Annotated in this window: 12 protein-coding genes and 1 pseudogene; 4 read left to right on the forward strand and 9 right to left on the reverse strand. The window is 61.7% G+C overall.

Annotated features, from left to right (window positions below):
• Together TU79_RS25440 and TU79_RS17250 are read left to right on the forward strand one after the other, a co-directional pair.
• A partial coding sequence (locus tag TU79_RS25440; protein ID WP_211263081.1) for a transposase occupies window positions 1–127 on the forward strand: 127 nt, incomplete at its 5' end.
• A gap of 323 nt (window positions 128–450) precedes the next feature.
• Complete coding sequence (locus tag TU79_RS17250) at window positions 451–639, forward strand: hypothetical protein (protein WP_057009117.1); 189 nt, start codon at window positions 451–453, stop codon at window positions 637–639.
• A gap of 98 nt (window positions 640–737) precedes the next feature.
• On the opposite strand, the gene TU79_RS17255 is transcribed toward TU79_RS17250, so the two are convergent.
• From TU79_RS17255 to TU79_RS17290, 8 genes are all read right to left on the reverse strand, one after another.
• Window positions 738–1,283: a DUF2058 domain-containing protein gene (locus TU79_RS17255; protein ID WP_014719402.1), complete on the reverse strand. Its 546-nt coding sequence runs from the start codon at window positions 1,281–1,283 to the stop codon at window positions 738–740.
• 25 nt (window positions 1,284–1,308) lie between these two features.
• Window positions 1,309–2,142, reverse strand: coding sequence for a nucleoside triphosphate pyrophosphohydrolase (gene mazG, locus TU79_RS17260; RefSeq protein ID WP_057009118.1), 834 nt, complete (start codon window positions 2,140–2,142; stop codon window positions 1,309–1,311).
• Between the two features lie 60 nt (window positions 2,143–2,202).
• The gene (relA, locus tag TU79_RS17265) at window positions 2,203–4,446 is read right to left on the reverse strand and encodes a GTP diphosphokinase (protein WP_003230512.1); all 2,244 of its coding nucleotides are present in this window, start codon (window positions 4,444–4,446) and stop codon (window positions 2,203–2,205) included.
• 121 nt (window positions 4,447–4,567) lie between these two features.
• Complete coding sequence (gene rlmD, locus TU79_RS17270; RefSeq protein ID WP_057009119.1) at window positions 4,568–5,920, reverse strand: 23S rRNA (uracil(1939)-C(5))-methyltransferase RlmD; 1,353 nt, start codon at window positions 5,918–5,920, stop codon at window positions 4,568–4,570.
• Window positions 5,920–6,822, reverse strand: coding sequence for a cysteine synthase CysM (gene cysM, locus TU79_RS17275; RefSeq protein ID WP_057009120.1), 903 nt, complete (start codon window positions 6,820–6,822; stop codon window positions 5,920–5,922). Before cysM ends, rlmD begins: the two co-directional genes overlap by 1 nt.
• A 106-nt stretch (window positions 6,823–6,928) precedes the next feature.
• A complete protein-coding gene (locus TU79_RS17280) occupies window positions 6,929–12,865 on the reverse strand; it encodes a dermonecrotic toxin domain-containing protein (protein ID WP_057009121.1) in 5,937 nt (1,978 codons plus the stop codon).
• Window positions 12,866–12,920: 55 nt separating this feature from the next.
• The gene (locus TU79_RS17285; RefSeq protein WP_057009122.1) at window positions 12,921–13,517 is read right to left on the reverse strand and encodes a tRNA-uridine aminocarboxypropyltransferase; all 597 of its coding nucleotides are present in this window, start codon (window positions 13,515–13,517) and stop codon (window positions 12,921–12,923) included.
• A gap of 2 nt (window positions 13,518–13,519) precedes the next feature.
• The gene (locus tag TU79_RS17290; RefSeq protein ID WP_057009123.1) at window positions 13,520–14,416 is read right to left on the reverse strand and encodes a LysR family transcriptional regulator; all 897 of its coding nucleotides are present in this window, start codon (window positions 14,414–14,416) and stop codon (window positions 13,520–13,522) included.
• Window positions 14,417–14,569: 153 nt separating this feature from the next.
• Here TU79_RS17290 and speB point away from each other — a divergent pair, with 153 nt between their 5' ends.
• Both speB and TU79_RS17300 read left to right on the forward strand, forming a co-directional pair.
• Entirely contained in the window at window positions 14,570–15,520 is a 951-nt protein-coding gene (speB, locus tag TU79_RS17295; protein ID WP_057009124.1) for an agmatinase, read from the forward strand.
• Between the two features lie 128 nt (window positions 15,521–15,648).
• Window positions 15,649–17,031 (forward strand): annotated as a pseudogene (locus tag TU79_RS17300) (sodium:solute symporter family protein).
• 116 nt (window positions 17,032–17,147) lie between these two features.
• Here TU79_RS17300 and TU79_RS26755 read toward each other — a convergent pair.
• Entirely contained in the window at window positions 17,148–17,270 is a 123-nt protein-coding gene (locus tag TU79_RS26755; RefSeq protein WP_015372621.1) for a PA1414 family protein, read from the reverse strand.
• Between the last annotated feature and the right edge of the window lie 90 nt (window positions 17,271–17,360).

A 17,360-nucleotide genomic window follows, 5' to 3' on the forward strand; every position in this document is an offset into this window, starting at 1 on the left:
GATGCACACGGGGCAGTTGGAAGGCATAAACAATCGAATAAAGGTCATCAAGCGGATGGCGTACGGTTACCGGGATAGCGAATTCTTTTTCATGAAGATCAAGAGCGTCTTTCCCGGTAATCCGTGATGAACCTTTTTTTTGCCTGGAATTTGGGTGCTGAAGCTTATATCGCCATCGGGAGCAAGCCCCCTCCCACACGTGGAATGCGTTCCACGTGTGGGAGGGGGCTTGCTCCCGATGGCGATGACAGGGTCAACGCAAAATGAAACTTTTGTCATAAAACCCGTTTGCCTACGACCAAGCACCACGGATTACGCGGCCTCCAGCACTGTTGCGTCTTGTGCAATAAATTGTTGCGCGCAAAGACTGTTTACTTAGCAAGCTAACAAAACATATAACAAAGGCCTGCGACGACTTGCCGCAGATCCACCCGAGATTGGAGCAAGCAGATGACTGTAAAAGTGACTGAACGCGACGACGAACATATGTCCCACGAAGCCCTGGGCCATGGGATTCATATCTGGGATGTCCATCAACAAGACCTGCTGGTCGGCATGTTTCACAATGAAAGCGACGCTCATAACTATAAGAACGAGCTGGAAACGCTTGAACTGAAACGTCAGACACAGAGTTCCTGAAACACCGAAATCTCGCAGGCACCCGGCCCCACACAGCAGCTGGCGTGCCTGCAAAGAAAAACCCCGCCTTGTGAGCGGGGATTTTCGTGTCTACAGCCTTACCACATCAGATCGTCCGGGATCTGGTAGGCGGCGTACGGATCATCCTCGTCCGGCACCTGGCTTTCGGTGAGGATATTGAGCTGCACGATACGCTCCGGCGCGCGCTCCTGGATCTTCAGCGCCGCTTCGCGGGGGATCACTTCGTAGCCGCCGCCGTGGTGCACGATGGCCAGGGAGCCGTTGCTCAGCTTGTTGCGCATCAACGTGTTGACCGACAGGCGCTTGACCTTCTTGTCATCCACGAAGTTGTAGTAGTCCTCAGTGGTCAGCTTGGGCAGGCGCGAAGTCTCGATCAATTGCTTGACCTGGGCTGTACGGGCCTTGGCCTCGGCTTTTTCCTGCTGCTGACGGTTCAGTTCCTGGTCGCGCTTGACCTTCTCGGCATGCGCCTCGGCCGCCAGACGGGCCTGGGTGTCGTCCACCTCGGCCTGGCCCTTGTGGACCAGGCGCTGCTGTTTCTGTTTCTCTTTGCCGACCTGCTTGGCCTGCTTTTGGTTGACCAGACCTGCTTTGAGCAACTGGTCGCGAAGGGAAAGGCTCATGGTGCTTACTCACTTAGGCAACTGCTCAACCGCAGCTGGACATATTCTTTTCCTGACGCTTGGCTTCGCCCCACAGGGCGTCCAAGGTTTCGAGGGTGCAATCTTCTATGGGTTGATGCGTATCGCGCAATGCCTGTTCGATAAATCGGAAACGTCGTTCGAACTTGGCATTGGCACCGCGCAGGGCGGTTTCCGGATCGACCTTGAGGTGACGGGCCAGGTTGACCGCAGCAAACAGCAGGTCACCGACCTCATCGGCGATCGCAGCCGGGTCGTTGGCGGCCATGGCTTCGAGCACTTCATCGAGCTCTTCGCGCACGCTGTCCACCACTGGCAAGGCGGAAGGCCAGTCGAAACCGACCTGGCTGGCGCGCTTTTGCAATTTGGCCGCGCGGGACAGCGCCGGCAGCGCCGTGGGCACATCGTCGAGCAGGGACAGCTGCTGCGGCGCGTCGGACTTTTCTGCACGCTCCTCGGCCTTGATTTGCTCCCAGCGCGCCTTGACCTGATCTTCACTCAGTTGCGGCACGTCCAGCGGTGCGTAGAGATCCCCGGTGGGGAACACATGGGGATGGCGGCGGATCAGCTTGCGCGTGATGCTGTCGACCACGCCGGCAAATTCGAAACGCCCGTCTTCACGCGCCAGCTGGCTGTAATACACCACCTGGAACAGCAGGTCGCCCAGTTCGCCCTGCAGGTGGTCAAAGTCGCCGCGCTCGATGGCGTCGGCCACTTCGTAGGCCTCCTCCAGGGTGTGCGGCACGATCGTGGCGTAGGTTTGCTTGATGTCCCACGGGCAGCCGTATTGCGGGTCGCGCAGGCGGTTCATCAGGTGCAGCAGGTCTTCAAGTGAATACATCGGTCTCTTTCCGCTGAAGATCAAATGTGGGAGGGGCTTGCTCCGCGCCCATTCAACTGCTTATGGCGTGCGGTTGCGCCGGGTTTCGATGATGTTCGGCAACTGGGAGATCCGTCCCAGCAAGCGCCCCAATGCGTCCAACCCCGGAATCTCGATGGTCAGGGACATCAACGCGGTGTTGTCCTCCTTGTTCGAGCGGGTGTTGACCGCCAGCACGTTGATGCGCTCGTTGAGCAGCACTTGCGACACGTCGCGCAGCAGGCCGGAACGGTCGTAGGCACGAATGATGATGTCCACCGGATAGGTGAGCACCGGCACCGGCCCCCAGCTGACCTGGATGATCCGCTCCGGCTCGCGCCCGCCCAACTGCAGCACCGAGGCGCAATCCTGACGGTGAATGCTCACGCCACGGCCCTGGGTGATATAGCCGACAATCGCATCGCCCGGCAGCGGCTGGCAGCAACCGGCGATCTGCGTCATCAGGTTGCCCACGCCCTGGATCTGGATATCGCCGCGCTTGCCGGGCTTGTAGCCGGTGGCCTTGCGCGGAATCAGTTCCAGCTGCTCGTTGCCACGCTCCGGCTCCACCAACTGCTGGGCCAGATTGACCAGTTGCGCCAGGCGCAGGTCGCCGGCGCCGAGGGCGGCGAACATGTCTTCGGCGATTTTCATGTTGGCCTTTTCGGCCAACTTGTCGAAGTCCACCTGGGGCAGGCCCAGTCGCGCCAGCTCGCGTTCGAGCAGGGTCTTGCCGGCGGCGACGTTCTGATCGCGCGCCTGCAGTTTGAACCAGTGGACGATCTTCGCCCGTGCCCGTGAGGTGGTGATGTAACCCAGGTTCGGGTTCAGCCAGTCGCGGCTCGGCGTGCCGTGCTTGCTGGTGATGATCTCGACCTGTTCACCGGTCTGCAGACTGTAGTTGAGCGGCACGATGCGCCCGTTGATCTTGGCGCCCCGGCAGTTGTGGCCGATTTCGGTGTGCACGCGGTAGGCAAAATCCAGCGGCGTGGCCCCCTTGGGCAGATCGATGGCATGCCCGTCCGGGGTGAAGATATAGACGCGGTCAGGCTCGATATCCACGCGCAGCTGTTCAGCCAGGCCGCCGATATCACCGAGTTCTTCGTGCCATTCGAGCACCTGGCGCAACCAGGAAATCTTCTCTTCGTACTGGTTGGACCCGGCCTTGACGTCGGTGCCCTTGTAGCGCCAGTGCGCGCACACGCCCAGTTCCGCCTCTTCGTGCATGGCATGGGTGCGGATCTGCACTTCGAGCACCTTGCCCTCGGGACCGATCACCGCCGTGTGCAGCGAGCGATAGCCGTTTTCCTTGGGGTTGGCGATGTAGTCGTCGAATTCCTTGGGGATGTGCCGCCACAGCGTGTGGACGATACCCAGCGCGGTGTAGCAGTCGCGCATTTCCGGCACCAGCACGCGCACCGCCCGCACATCATAGATCTGGCTGAAGGCCAGGCCCTTGCGCTGCATTTTGCGCCAGATCGAATAGATATGTTTGGCGCGGCCGCTGATGTCGGCCTCGACGCCGGTGGCCTGCAATTCGGTACGCAACTGGCCCATCACGTCGCTGATAAAGCGTTCGCGGTCCAGGCGCCGCTCGTGCAGCAGTGTGGCGATCTGTTTGTATTGATCGGGCTCAAGGTAGCGAAAGGACAAATCCTCCAGCTCCCACTTGATATGGCCGATGCCCAGGCGGTGCGCCAGCGGCGCGTAGATGTCGAAGACTTCGCGGGCGACGCGGTTGCGCTTTTCGTCGTCGGCGGTCTTCACCGCACGGATCGCGCAGGTGCGTTCGGCCAGTTTGATCAGGGCGACGCGTACGTCGTCGACCATCGCCACCAGCATCTTGCGCAGGTTTTCCACCTGGCCCTGGGTGCCCAGCACCATGGACTGGCGCGGGCTGAGGCTGGCACTGATGGCCGCCATGCGCAGCACGCCATCGATCAGCTTGGCCACCACCGAGCCAAAGCGCTGGCCGACGGTGGCCAGCTCAATGTGCCCTTCGCGCACGCCGCGATAGAGCACAGCGGCGATCAGCGAATCCTGGTCGAGCTTGAGATCGGCAAGGATCTCGGCGATTTCCAGCCCGGTACGAAAGCTTGAAGTGCCTTCGGCCCACAGGTTCTTGGCGGCATTGTCCTGCTGCTCGGACTCACGAGCGAACTCGCAGGCCGCTTTCATGGCCTCACGGTCCAGTGCCGGATCGACACTGATGGCATGGTCAAGCCATGCCTCCAGATTGATACTGCCGTCGGTGTTGATCGGCTGGTGTGCTCTCACCTGTACCATCTTTCTTACCTTCCCTACGACGCACCTTGGATGCGCCGGAATCATCGCCGACCTTGACTGCGAACTCCGTGGCAGCTCATGGGCCCTGGAGAACGCAGGCCGGTCGGATTAAACGGGCATCCTAGCCCGCTTCAAATAACGCCATGGCCTCGACATGCGCCGTTTGCGGAAACATGTCGAGGATCCCGGCACGTTTTAGCCGGTAGCCCTGCTTGACCAACTCAACCGTGTCCCGCGCCAGCGTGGCCGGGTTGCAGGACACATACACCACGCGCCTGGCGCCAAGGGTGGCGAGTTTGCGCACAACCTCCTGGGCACCGTCACGAGGTGGATCCAAGAGTACCGCAGAAAAGCCCTGTTTGGCCCACTCGGCGTCAGTCAGAGGCTGGGATAAATCGGCCTGAAAAAAACGAGCATTATGCAAATTGTTGCTGACAGCATTGAGTGCGGCGCGGTCAACCATGGTCTGCACGCCTTCCACGGCGACCACTTCACGCACCTGCCCGGCCAACGGCAGGGCAAAATTACCGAGGCCGCAAAACAGGTCCAGCACCCGCTCATCGGCCTGCGGCGCCAGCCATTGCAGCGCCTGGGCGACCATCGCCTCGTTGACCGCGGCATTGACCTGGACGAAGTCTCCCGGCCGATAGGCCAGCTCCAGGTCCCACGCATCCAGGCGAAACCCCAGGGTCTGATCAGGCTCTACAGGCTCCGGCTTGCCCTCGCCCTGCAGCCACAACTGGGCGTCATGAAACGCACAAAATTCCTGCAGCACCAGCAGGTCCGCCTCGGACAGCGGCGCCATATGGCGCAGCAACACGGCAATCGATGACCCGCTGAACAACTCCACATGCCCCAGCGCCTGAGGCTTGCTCAAGCGGCGCAGCATGTTCGGCAGACGCTGCATGATCGGCTGCAAGGCCTGTACCAGCACCGGGCATTCATCAATGCCGACAATGTCCTGGCTGGCCACGGCGCGAAAACCCACCTCGAGTGTTTTCGCCCTGGCATCCCAGCGCACCGCGACCCGCGCGCGACGTCGATATCCGAACTCCGGCCCGCTCAAGGGCGCCGCCCACTCCTGGGGTTCGACACCCGCCACGCGGGACAGTTGCTCGGCGAGCATGCGCTGCTTCAGGGCAAGCTGTTCGTCGTGGGGCAAGTGCTGCACGCTGCAACCACCGCAGCGACCGAAGTGCGCGCAGGGTGCCGGGCGACGCAATTCGCTGGCGGTGAACACACGTTCAGTACGCGCCTCGACCACCTTGCCGTGAGCGCCCAGCACCCGTGCTTCAACGTCTTCGCCCGCCAGCGCGCCGTTGACGAACCAGGTGCGACCTTCAAAAAACACGATGCCCCGGCCATCGTTGGCCAGGCGCTCAATGGTCAGGCGTTGCTTCTTGCCCACGGGAATCTGTGGCGCCCGGCTGCCGCCCGTCGGTTGGAAGCGCAGGCCTCTCTCATGTTTGGCCATCAGTTGGGTTCGTCGAAGATGCCGGTCGACAGGTAGCGGTCGCCTCGGTCACAGATGATGGCGACGATCACCGCGTTTTCCACTTCTTTGGACAGGCGCAACATGCCGGCCACCGAACCGCCGGACGACACACCGCAGAAGATGCCTTCTTCACGGGCCAGGCGGCGGGTGGTGTCTTCGGCTTCGCGCTGGGCCATGTCGATGATGCGGTCTACCCGCGCCGCGTCGTAGATCCTGGGCAGGTACTCTTGCGGCCAGCGACGGATACCCGGGATCGCCGCGCCTTCCATCGGTTGCAGGCCGACGATCTGGATCGCCGGGTTCTGCTCCTTGAGGTAGCGCGAGTTGCCCATGATGGTGCCGGTGGTGCCCATCGAGCTGACGAAATGGGTAACGGTGCCGCCGGTCTGGCGCCAGATTTCCGGACCGGTGGTGGTGTAGTGCGCCTCGGGATTGTCGCCATTGGCGAACTGGTCCAGCACCTGGCCACGGCCTTCGGCCGCCATGCGCTCGGCCAGGTCGCGGGCGCCTTCCATGCCCTGTTCCTGGGTTACCAGAATCAGCTCGGCCCCATAGGCCGTCATCGCGGCCTTGCGCTCGGCGCTGGAGTTGTCGGGCATAATCAGAATCATCCTGTAGCCCTTGATCGCCGCAGCCATGGCCAGGGCGATCCCGGTGTTACCCGAGGTGGCTTCGATCAGGGTGTCGCCGGGCTTGATCTGCCCGCGCAGCTCGGCACGGGTGATCATCGACAGCGCCGGGCGGTCCTTGACCGAGCCGGCCGGGTTGTTCCCTTCGAGCTTGAGCAACAGGGTATTACTGGTTTCACCCGCCATGCGTTGCAAGCGGACCAGAGGCGTATTGCCGACGCAATCGGCGATTGTTGGGTACTGCAAGGTCATGGCGTATTCGCAATCCAGACTGCGGGGCCGCCATCATACCGGGAAAGGCCGGCAGGCCATATCACGCAAAGTGCGGTGCTTATGCCTCAAAGACATAAGGACAGGGTCAGCCAATCACGAAGTCCGTCCACTCGCGCTCGGTCAACTCCGCGACCAAGGTGTTTTCGGCCGTTCGCCGGGCTGCCTGCAGGGTGTGGACATAGCGCAGGTATTCGCCCTCCGTCATTACAGCATCTGCCACCTTGTTGCCGGCAATCTCCATCAATCGATCATAGCCGCGCAGTGCTGTGGCAAATCGGCTGCGGTATTTGCGTTTGAGAAACTCCACCCAATGCTCCTCACCGCGCAGGTTCAGAGGCCAGTTCATGCCAACCTCTTCGCGCAGAATGCTCGCGCGCAGGGTAGCCACGGAGAGGTCATCGGGCCGCGCTAAGGGGGTGTTGAAACGTGAAGCGAGCACCAGCGGCAGATCCAGACTGTCCGCCAGGGCGATTCGATAACTGTAGATGCGCGTACATGCCTGCCAATCTGCCTGGCCCGGGAAATAGCGACGCACATGCTCATTGATGGAGTCCAGCCGACGTAGCGCCCGGTAGTAGTGCACAAACGCCGGTCCGGCATTCTGTACGTCTGCCGCCAGCATGCGATATGGCAGCCTGAGCAATTCCAGTTCGTGCAGACTCAACAGACAACCGTCGATTCCTCCTCCCATGTAACCATAGGGCCGCACGGAATAAATCTGCTCCCCTCCCCCGTGAAACAATGCCTCGCCGACCAACCTCCACATCCGCCGCGTAATAGTTTCGCGCAGGGTGCGGTGGCCCACATCGGCGAACAGCGGATAATCAGCGATATTCCCCAACAGCTCAAAAAAACAGTCCGCCATGGGCTGTTCCTGCAAGGCTGCCCACTCAAGCTGGCGGGCTTGCACCTCGGCGGGAGGCAGCAAGGCCAACCAACGATCCGCGCGCTGATCGAAAGAGGCGGCTGGATCCCACAGCCCGAAATCAATGTCTGGCTGCCCCTGCCGCTCACCGATTCGGCGCAATAGTTGGCGTGCTTGCGCAGACAGCGGGTTGCCCCGCAGATTCATCGCCCGATGAATCTCGGGGTAGATGAACAAGTCCGTCTCGGCCAACTCCCTGATTGCATTGTTGCGCAGGTCAAGACTGCGCAGTGCCCGCAGGGTCACGGCGCCCCGCGGCAGCCGGTCCAGGCCGCAATTGCGCAGGCTCAGCTCGCGCATGCGGGTTAGCTGATAGAGCGACAGCCGCCGACCCTGGCCCAGCGGATTAACCGATAAATCAAGGCGCCTCAGACCGGTCAGTGCCGCCAGCCGAAACTCGTCCTGCAGATCGAGCCTGAGCAGATTATTGGAAAGATTGAGCACCGCGAGGTGAGCCAGCCCTTCCATATCCGGTAAATGACTGAGGCGGTTACCCTTCAAGGAGATCATCCGAAGTCCAGGGAAGCTACGCAGGAAATGCGGCGGCAATACGGCCAGGTGATTGCCGTTGATGTTCAAGAGTGTCACGTGGCCGAAATGAGCCCTCAGGGTCGGCAGGCTTGTCAGTTCCAGGTCATCCAGGTTGAGCTCCTCGATAATGCCCGGGGTCAGGCCCTCCCTGGCCCAGCACCGCTGAATCCGGGCCACCGCCAGCGCCCGCGAGCGGACCGAAACAGCGTCATTCGCGTCGGCTGAAGCGGCGTCGCGCCATTGCTGCAGGTCCAGGTCCAGCGCGCGTTGTTCGCGGACCAGGTAGTCGATCATGGTCGTGCGCTCGTCCGTCGAGTCTCCTGCCTCGCGCAGCAAGTCCAGTACTTCCTCGTCGCTCCTGGCGGGGTATAACGCACGCAATCGGGCGACCTGCTCACGGGCGACCGGCCCAAGTTCTTCACCGCCGCTGAGGGGGTAGCCGATGCGTCCGTCCGCGAAGCGTCGTGGCGGGTTGAAGCGCGGCCGACGGTCGATTTCGAGCGCAGGGTCAGCACTCTCCAATGTGTGTCGTTCACGGTCTGCAATCGAGCGTAAAAGCGCTTCGGGACCGCCTGCGTGGGTGTAGCCCAACGCCTGGCGTTCCGCCTTCGGCAACGCCGCCAGTAAAACCGTCAGAAACGGTCCGGGACTTCCCACCGCTTGCCGTTCACCGCGTTCATGCGGCGTGTACGCCTGATAGTGATAAGAAAAAGGTTCGAGTATTCGCGTGAGTGCGGCGCCCTCGGGGCCGGCACTGTCAATCAGACCACCTCTTTCCCGTACCTCGATGCGCAGGTGGTCGGGCCAACCCTGAAGGGTCGGCAGCGCACGCATGATCAGCCGGGTGCTGTCCTCATTGGCCGCCAACCTTATATACAAGCCTTCCACGGCCCGGGCTCTGCGCGAATACGCCAGCGTCCAACGAATATCCTGCATCAGGCTCAACGGAAGGCGGCCCGCCTCCAGGCTTCGCTGCTCGACCGGGGTGAGCCTGTAGACCAGATCGTCAGCGGCCCACGCCGACAAACCAGGAAAATACCGCTGGAGCACGCGAGCATGCGGATTTCTCGACGCCAGCGTTTTTTTATGACGCAATGCCTTGTAGAAATGCCGTTCCATCTGCGGCTTGTCGGCATCGACCCTGGCTTCAAGCACCGCCACCTGCTCGACCCGCGCGAGGCCTGCATGCCCCACCAGTTCATCGGCCAGATCAGGCCCGACCTCGCCCAGCACTTCATCAAAAAAATCCCGGCCCGTTTGCACGCCCTTCATCACTCGCTGCTGCAACGTGTAACGCTCGAGGGTGTCCAGCAGAATCGCCGGCGGGGGCTCGTTGCGCACCTGCACCCGGCGCAGCATGGCCGGCGTCACTGCGCTGATCTGCTGGATCTGCTCAATGGCATCCGGCGACAACGCCCGCGTCAAAGGCCCCAGGCGATAAAACGGTTTTTGCCCATCCCACGTCAGCGGATTTTCCCATTCATGGCGCCAGGCACCGGCACCATTGTGAGTCAGTTCCGGGGAATACGCGTCCTTCAGAGACGGGTGTTGAACGCGCCAGCGCCCGAGCGTTTCATCTTCGAAGACCTTGAAATATTCACCCTCGATAAACAGGTAGCGATCCGCTCCACGCCGGTAAAAGCCCAATGCGTCAGGTTCGGCGTCGATGCTGGTGGTGTCGGCGGTGGTGGCGTAATGCAGAATTTCACGTCGATAAGGGTAGAACGATCCGTCAGGCGCACGGTTGCGCAGCATTGCACGGGCGACCTGATGACGCAGGTCGGCAACGCCCTGCAACGCACTTAATCCCAGTTGCAGCCTGTCTCCTGCCGAGAGCTGGCTGACGATTGCATCATAAAAGGCGTCTGCCCCCATTAACGTCGCGCCGGTGCGCAGCTGATGGTGGTGGTAGGCTGCAAAACGCCCCTGCATCTGATCGATAACCACCACATTGCGATCCGCTAATCCCTTGGACACGTAGGGAACCGCTTGCCCGGCGGTGCCGACCACCAACCGTTGACCGGTCAGGTCGCGCATCACCCCATCGGTCAATTCGGCAGCCCATCTCCACGTTTGTCGGTCGAAGCGTCGCCCATGAAACAATCCATCGATGATCTTCTCTCGGCGTGCAACCAGCCTTGCAGCGCGCAACGCCTGATAAAGCGCCTCGGGTTGCAGTTGCGATTCCAATAGCTGGGTCTGTTGATGCTCGGAAAGCGGATGCTCGCGCAGTATTTCGAGCAACCGTGCGAGGCTAAGGTCGGGGTGCAGCGCGCGCAGTTGAGTAATCACGGTGGGAACCGGCATGTCCGGGGTGACGCGGTCGGGCAGCAACGCATATACCGGTGGACGGGCCCCGCTCGCCGTGGAACGGCTGAACTCGGCAAACCGCGTGAGCGCTTCAAAAAGGTCTGTTTTTCCTGCCCGCGCTTGCATGGCCAGCTGTTGACGAAGCCTGGGTTCGCCCGTCGAAAAATGCTCGGGCAACAACGCGATGATGGCGGTGGGCAGATGGGCGGTGAACTGTGGCGGCTTGCCGTAGGCAAACTGATGGTTTTCCAGTGCGGTCACGCTGACCACGGTGGTCGGCTGAACGGAGCCGCCCTTGCTGTAGCGTCGCACTTCCACACCCTGCTGGCTGGCAATGCTCAGCGCGGTGTCCGCCGGCCAGGCGGGCAATTGGGTGAGCAACGGTGCGAGCACATCGGCAGCGTCAACCGGTACGGTATGCGTGGGCTCGACCCCCTCCGCAACCCAGTCGATCAGCCGGTCAGCCTGGAACCGCTCGACGGCGTCGACCAGTGAGGCCGAGGGTGGCGCTCCGGCCCAAACCTGATCAAGCCTCTCCTGCGAGGTGTCACTGCTCATCAGGATCACCGCCATGTCACGGGCTGGCGCGTTCGGGGAACCGAGCATTGTTTCAAGCACCCTGGAAGCGGTTGGCTCGCGCTGTTCAGTGACAGCACGCGCTTCGGACAACCGCCGATACAAACGCTGATGACGACGCTGCACGCTGTTAGCCAGGCGCGTGTGCAAGCGCCCGCTGACAAGCAGATCGGCCAGATCCGCGAAGCCCTGGAGCAAGTCGCCCGGCTCACCTTGCATGGCCTGGTTGGCGCCCTCGACCAGCGCTTGTTCCAGCGCCACGAACATCGCCATGCTGCGCACGCGCCCCAATCCCTTCAAAGCGCCTGGCACTGGAATCAAAAGCACATTGAGGATTTCGAGGGCCAGGGTCTTGAACACCTCGAGCAGCGTCGGCATGAAGCCGGGCGTTTGATGGGCCATTTCCTGCAGGTTGGCTCGACACCGCTTGATGTAGAAGTCATTGAGGCTGACGACGGGCACTTTCTCTACCGTCTCTCTGACGTAGCCGATCTTTCCGACGGTATCGACTGCCGGAATGCTTTGCGCCAATCGGTAAATCAAATAGGCGACCCCTTCAAGGTCGGCAGGCGGCGCAGTGGCCTTGGTGACTCGCTTCAGACGCGCGCAGTCGCGCAGCAACATCATCGGGTAAAGCCAGTCGACATCTCCCTCTCGGTAAGCCCTGTCAAAGGCCACATAAAAGTAATCGCAAGCCCTGCGGTGGCTCTGAAAATGGCGCAGGGCGCCTCCCGGGCGATTGGGGAAAAAACTGAAAGCACCCTTGCAGCCGGCGATGGAGAACACCAGATGGGGAATGCTCAGCCTGTCGCCCGGCGGTGGACGCACGTAGTGCCCGGTGAGTCCTGTTAGCTGAGGTAGCCAGCTCACATTATCAACGCCGTGGGGGACAAACAGCAGCATTTCCTCCATCGATCCCCAGCGTGCCTTACCGCTCAGCGCACGCTTGACCCACTGATATTTTTCTCGGTCAATGCCGCTGGTGGCGGCGTTTCGCAACGCGTCTATCAGGGCGAAATCAAACTCTGCCGTTGCCAGCCCCATCACACTCCTACCCAGCAAACCCTGAGGCTTGAGCGCGTCATCCAGTTGTTGACGCAACTGCCCGCCCAGATCAAGCCTGCGCACCAGCGTAATGAACTCAGCGGCGGTGGCATTGACGTGGGTATCCAGATAACTGGCATCCGCCAAGCCGGTACGGCCCGGATAGCTCCAGCCGGTCAGGCCATCGTAATTGAGGCAGGCAGCGTCCCACAGGCGGAGGCTGGCGACCTTTACCACGCCGTCGCCCCGCTCGCCATCGGCTGCACGCCGCACGCGCAGTTCAGGCTGCAGGTAACGGGTATGAATGCGCGCGTTGACAGGGTCGATATCTTGCCCGGTCAAGGCCTGCAATTCGGCGCGTAATAACGCCATGGCCTGCTGCTCGAATGCGTGAGTGAGGTCCTTGACGTTTTTTTCGACGGTACGTTGTGCATCAATCCAGGCCTGTTGCAGGCGCACGTAATCGTGTTTCTCCTGGTCATTGAGTCCGCCGAAAAATGCGTCGAGCTTGACTCGCAGAACATCCAGATTTTGCAGGGCTGACCATTGCGAACGCGTCAGCAACGGCACGCGGCGCTCAGTCATGAATTCAGCCAACGGGTCTTTGGGCGCAGGGTGGTGAGTGGGCTCGGGCATTTCAAGTGTTCCTGAAAAGCCCAGCCTATCCCTTCACTGGCACCGGGCCCGGTAGCTATGTAGCGCCGTGGTTTCTTTCGAAAACCGCTGAGCCCATCGCTGCAATCTGCCCTTCGATCAGCGCCTCGAAAGGCTTGAGCAACGGCTCGAACGACTGCGGCGCTTCCAGCACCTGCAGCGCCTGCACAATCGCCTCCACCGTCGACAACGCGCCCGGCCCCGGTGCCTTGCGCAACCGGTAGCGCGACACGCCGCCCTCGGCCAGGGTGACCCGTGGCAATGCCGCCAGCAGCGGGTTGAGGTGCAGCAGCTTGCGCGCCTTGCGCCAGGTGCCATCGGGCACCACCAGCAACAGCGGCTGGTCGTCCGGCGCGCAGGCCTGCAACGGCTGGGCATCGTCGCCCGGGAACAATAGCCGCGCCTGATAACCGGGCGGGTTCAACAGTGTCGCCAGATCATCGAACACCTCGCCCACTCGCAACTGCGCGTTGGTCAGCCCCAATGCCGCGAGCCGCGCGGTATTGAGCGCATGATTGACCTCGCTCGGGTGCTGCAACAGCAACACGCGCGTGTGGCTGTCCAGGCGAGGAATCAGCGCGCACAGGCAATGGCTGGCAGGCCTGAGGCAACGGGAACATTGGGGTCTGGACATGATTATCGGGCCTGGTTGAGCTGCGCCTTGAGCAGGTCGCGGAAGGTCTGGATCAGCGGCTCGCGGCTGCGGCCACGGCGCATGATCATCGAGAACGGCGCCTGGTAGCCGAAGGTCGCCGGCAACAGCACGCGCAGGTCACCCTTGTCGGCCCACGCCTGGGCATAGTGTTCGGGCAGGTAACCGATATAGGCGCCGGACAGTACCAGAATCAGCTGTGCCTCCATGCTTTCCACGGTGGCGGCGCTGTGCTTGAAGCCATGGCGCGCGAGCTCCGCCTGGCTCCAGTAACCGCGCCCGACCATGCGCTGCCGGGTGATCACCTGTTCGGGGATACGCCGCTCGCTGAACAAGGGGTGACGCGTGCTGCAATACAACCAGTGCTGCTCGCGGTACAGCGGCATGTAGATCAGCCCGCTCATACGGTTGGAGAAAGCGCCGATGGCCAGGTCAAGACGATTGTCCTGCACGCCGAGCTGCAGTTCATAGGGGCTCATCACCGACAAGTGCAGGTGCACCGCAGGGTGTTCGAGGCTGTAGGCGCCGATCACTTCTGCGAACGGCAGGGCCTTGTCGCTGACCGTGGAGTCGAGCACGCCGAGCCTGAGGGTGCCCCGCAATTCACCCTTCAGCGCGGCGGCGTATTGCTCGAAGCCTTCCAGTTCGCCAAGCAGGCGCAGGGTTTCCTGATGAAACAGTTCGCCCTTGCTGGTGAGGCTGAAGCCGCCCCGGCCACGATGGCACAACACCAGGCCCAACGCCGCTTCCAGTTGGCTCATGTAGGTGGAAATGGCCGAGGTGGACAGGTTGAGTTCGTGCTGGGCGGTGGCGAACCCCTGGTGCCGCACGACGCTGACGAAGATGCGCAGAAGTTTCAGGTCGGGCAAGGCGCTGGCCATGGGGCCTCCAGAGGTACACACAATCGAAACGAGTTTAACCCCCGGCATCAGTTTAGAAAAATCTGAACTAAGTATTTGCCGCTGGCGATTCTTCCCCTCGTTGGCTTTTCGCAGAATCGGCCCCCTGACAAACTAAAACGATGAGGCATTCCCGTGGACAAGATTTTCCATCAACCACTGGGCGGCAACGAAATGCCGCGCTTCGCCGGCATCGCCACCATGATGCGCCTGCCGCACCTGCCAACGGCCAGAGGCCTGGACGCGGCTTTTGTCGGCGTGCCGCTGGATATCGGCACCTCGCTGCGCGCCGGCACCCGCTTCGGGCCGCGTGAAATCCGCGCCGAGTCGGTGATGATCCGCCCCTACAACATGGCCACCGGCGCCGCACCGTTCGATTCGCTGTCGGTGGCGGACATCGGCGACGTGGCGATCAATACCTTCAACCTGCTGGACGCTGTGCGCATCATCGAACACGCCTACGATGAAATCCTCGAACACAATGTGATTCCCCTGACTATGGGTGGCGACCACACCATCACGCTGCCGATTTTGCGGGCTGTCCACAAGAAACACGGCAAGGTCGGCCTGGTGCACATCGATGCCCATGCCGACGTCAACGACCATATGTTCGGCGAAAAAATCGCCCACGGCACCACCTTCCGCCGCGCTGTCGAGGAAGGCCTGCTCGACTGCGACCGCGTGGTGCAGATCGGCCTGCGTGCCCAGGGCTATACCGCCGAAGACTTCAACTGGAGCCGCAAGCAGGGCTTTCGCGTGGTGCAGGCCGAAGAATGCTGGCACCAGTCCCTCGCGCCGTTGATGGCCGAAGTACGCGAGAAAGTCGGCGGCGGCCCGGTGTACCTGAGCTTCGACATTGACGGCATCGACCCGGCCTGGGCGCCCGGCACCGGCACCCCGGAAATAGGCGGGCTGACCACCATCCAGGCGATCGAGATCATCCGCGGCTGCCAGGGCCTCGACCTGATTGGTTGTGATTTGGTGGAAGTTTCTCCGCCCTACGACACCACCGGCAACACCTCGTTGCTGGGCGCCAACCTGCTGTACGAGATGCTCTGCGTGCTGCCCGGCGTGGCACTTCGCTGATGAGTGCACTCGCGCACTGACCGCCAACGGGATCGCAGATCCCGAGGCACCTGATTTTTGCTTTGCGTATTTGCGCAGCCGTCTGCCGCCAGCTCGCCCACAAAAAATATAATCGGAGAACCGCCGCCATGGCTTTGGATTTATTCGTCGTACTCATCTACGCCGCCGGCATGCTCGTGCTCGGCTATTACGGCATGCGCCGCGCCCGGACCCATGAAGATTACCTGGTGGCCGGGCGCAACCTGGGCCCGTCGCTGTAAATGGGCACGATGGCCGCCACGGTGCTGGGCGGCGCGTCCACCGTCGGCACCGTGCGCCTGGGTTACGTGCACGGCATCTCCGGCTTCTGGCTGTGCGCGGCGCTGGGCATGGGGATCATTGCGCTGAACCTGTTCCTGGCCAAGCCGCTGCTCAAGCTGAAAATTTTCACCGTCACCCAGGTCCTGGAAAAGCGCTACAACCCCATGGCGCGCCAGGCCAGCGCGGTGATCATGCTGGCCTACGCGGTGATGCTGGGCGTGACGTCGGTGCTGGGGATCTGCACCGTGCTGCAGGTTTTGTTCAGCCTGCCCTTCTGGAGTTCATTGCTGCTGGGCGGTGGTGTGGTGGTGGTGTACTCGGCCATCGGCGGCATGTGGTCGCTGACGCTGACCGACATTGTGCAGTTCGTGATCAAGACCGTCGGCCTGATGTTCATCCTGCTGCCGATCTGCCTGTACCGCGTCGGCGGCTGGGATGAACTGGTGAACCGGTTGCCTGCGTCTAGTTTCAGCTTCACGGCAATCGGCTGGGACACAATCATCACCTACTTCATGATTTACTTTTTCGGCATTCTGATCGGCCAGGACATCTGGCAGCGGGTGTTCACGGCGCGTGACGAAAAGGTCACCCAATACGCCGGCACAGTCGCCGGTTTCTACTGCATTCTCTATGGCCTGGCCTGCGCCCTGATCGGCATGGCGGCGCGTGTGCTGATCCCGGACCTGGATAACGTCAACAACGCGTTCGCCGCCATCGTCAAACTGTCGCTGCCCGACGGCATTCGCGGCCTGGTGATCGCGGCGGCGCTGGCGGCGATGATGTCGACCGCCAGCGCCAGCCTGCTCGCAGCCTCGACCGTCCTTACCGAAGACCTGCTGCCACGCCTGCGCGGCGGCAGGCAGTCGAGCCTGGGCATCAACCGTCTGTTCACCTTGCTGACCGGGGCGGCGGTGCTGGGTATCGCGTTGGTGGTCAGCGATGTGATCAGCGCCCTGACCCTGGCATATAACCTGCTGGTGGGCGGCATGCTGATCCCGCTGATGGGGGCGATTTTCTGGAAACGTGCGACCACATCGGCGGCCATTGCCTCCATGGCTCTGGGCTTTTTGACCGCACTGGTATTCATGTTCAAGGATGGGCTGGATGCGAACACGCCGATCTACTACAGCCTGGCGGTGGGGCTGGTGAGCTTTGTGGGGGTGAGTGTGCTGTCGCGTAAACCGGAGGCGGCTGCGGTTCGCGTGGTTTAACCACCACCACACAGTAAATGTGGGAGCGGGCTTGCTCGCGAAGGCGATGTATCAGTCAACCTTTCAGCGACTGACGCACTGCCTTCGCGAGCAAGCCCGCTCCCACACATTAATGCTTAGCGGCGACGTGGACGACGCTGCTCGTCATCGGTACGGATCGGCACCGGTTGCAGGGGTGGCTCGATCAAGCCGAGTGCCACGCCGAGGTCATGGAGCCAGTTGTGGATTTTCTCTTTCATGGTTGCCCCCCTTGAGGGTGTGCGAGTCGGCGGATGTATGTCGCCGTTTCCTACACTGATAGTAGCCCTAAGTCCTACGTAATGCTTGAA

The sequence above is a fragment of the Pseudomonas trivialis genome (genome assembly GCF_001439805.1).
Classification (GTDB): Bacteria; Pseudomonadota; Gammaproteobacteria; order Pseudomonadales; family Pseudomonadaceae; genus Aquipseudomonas; species Aquipseudomonas trivialis.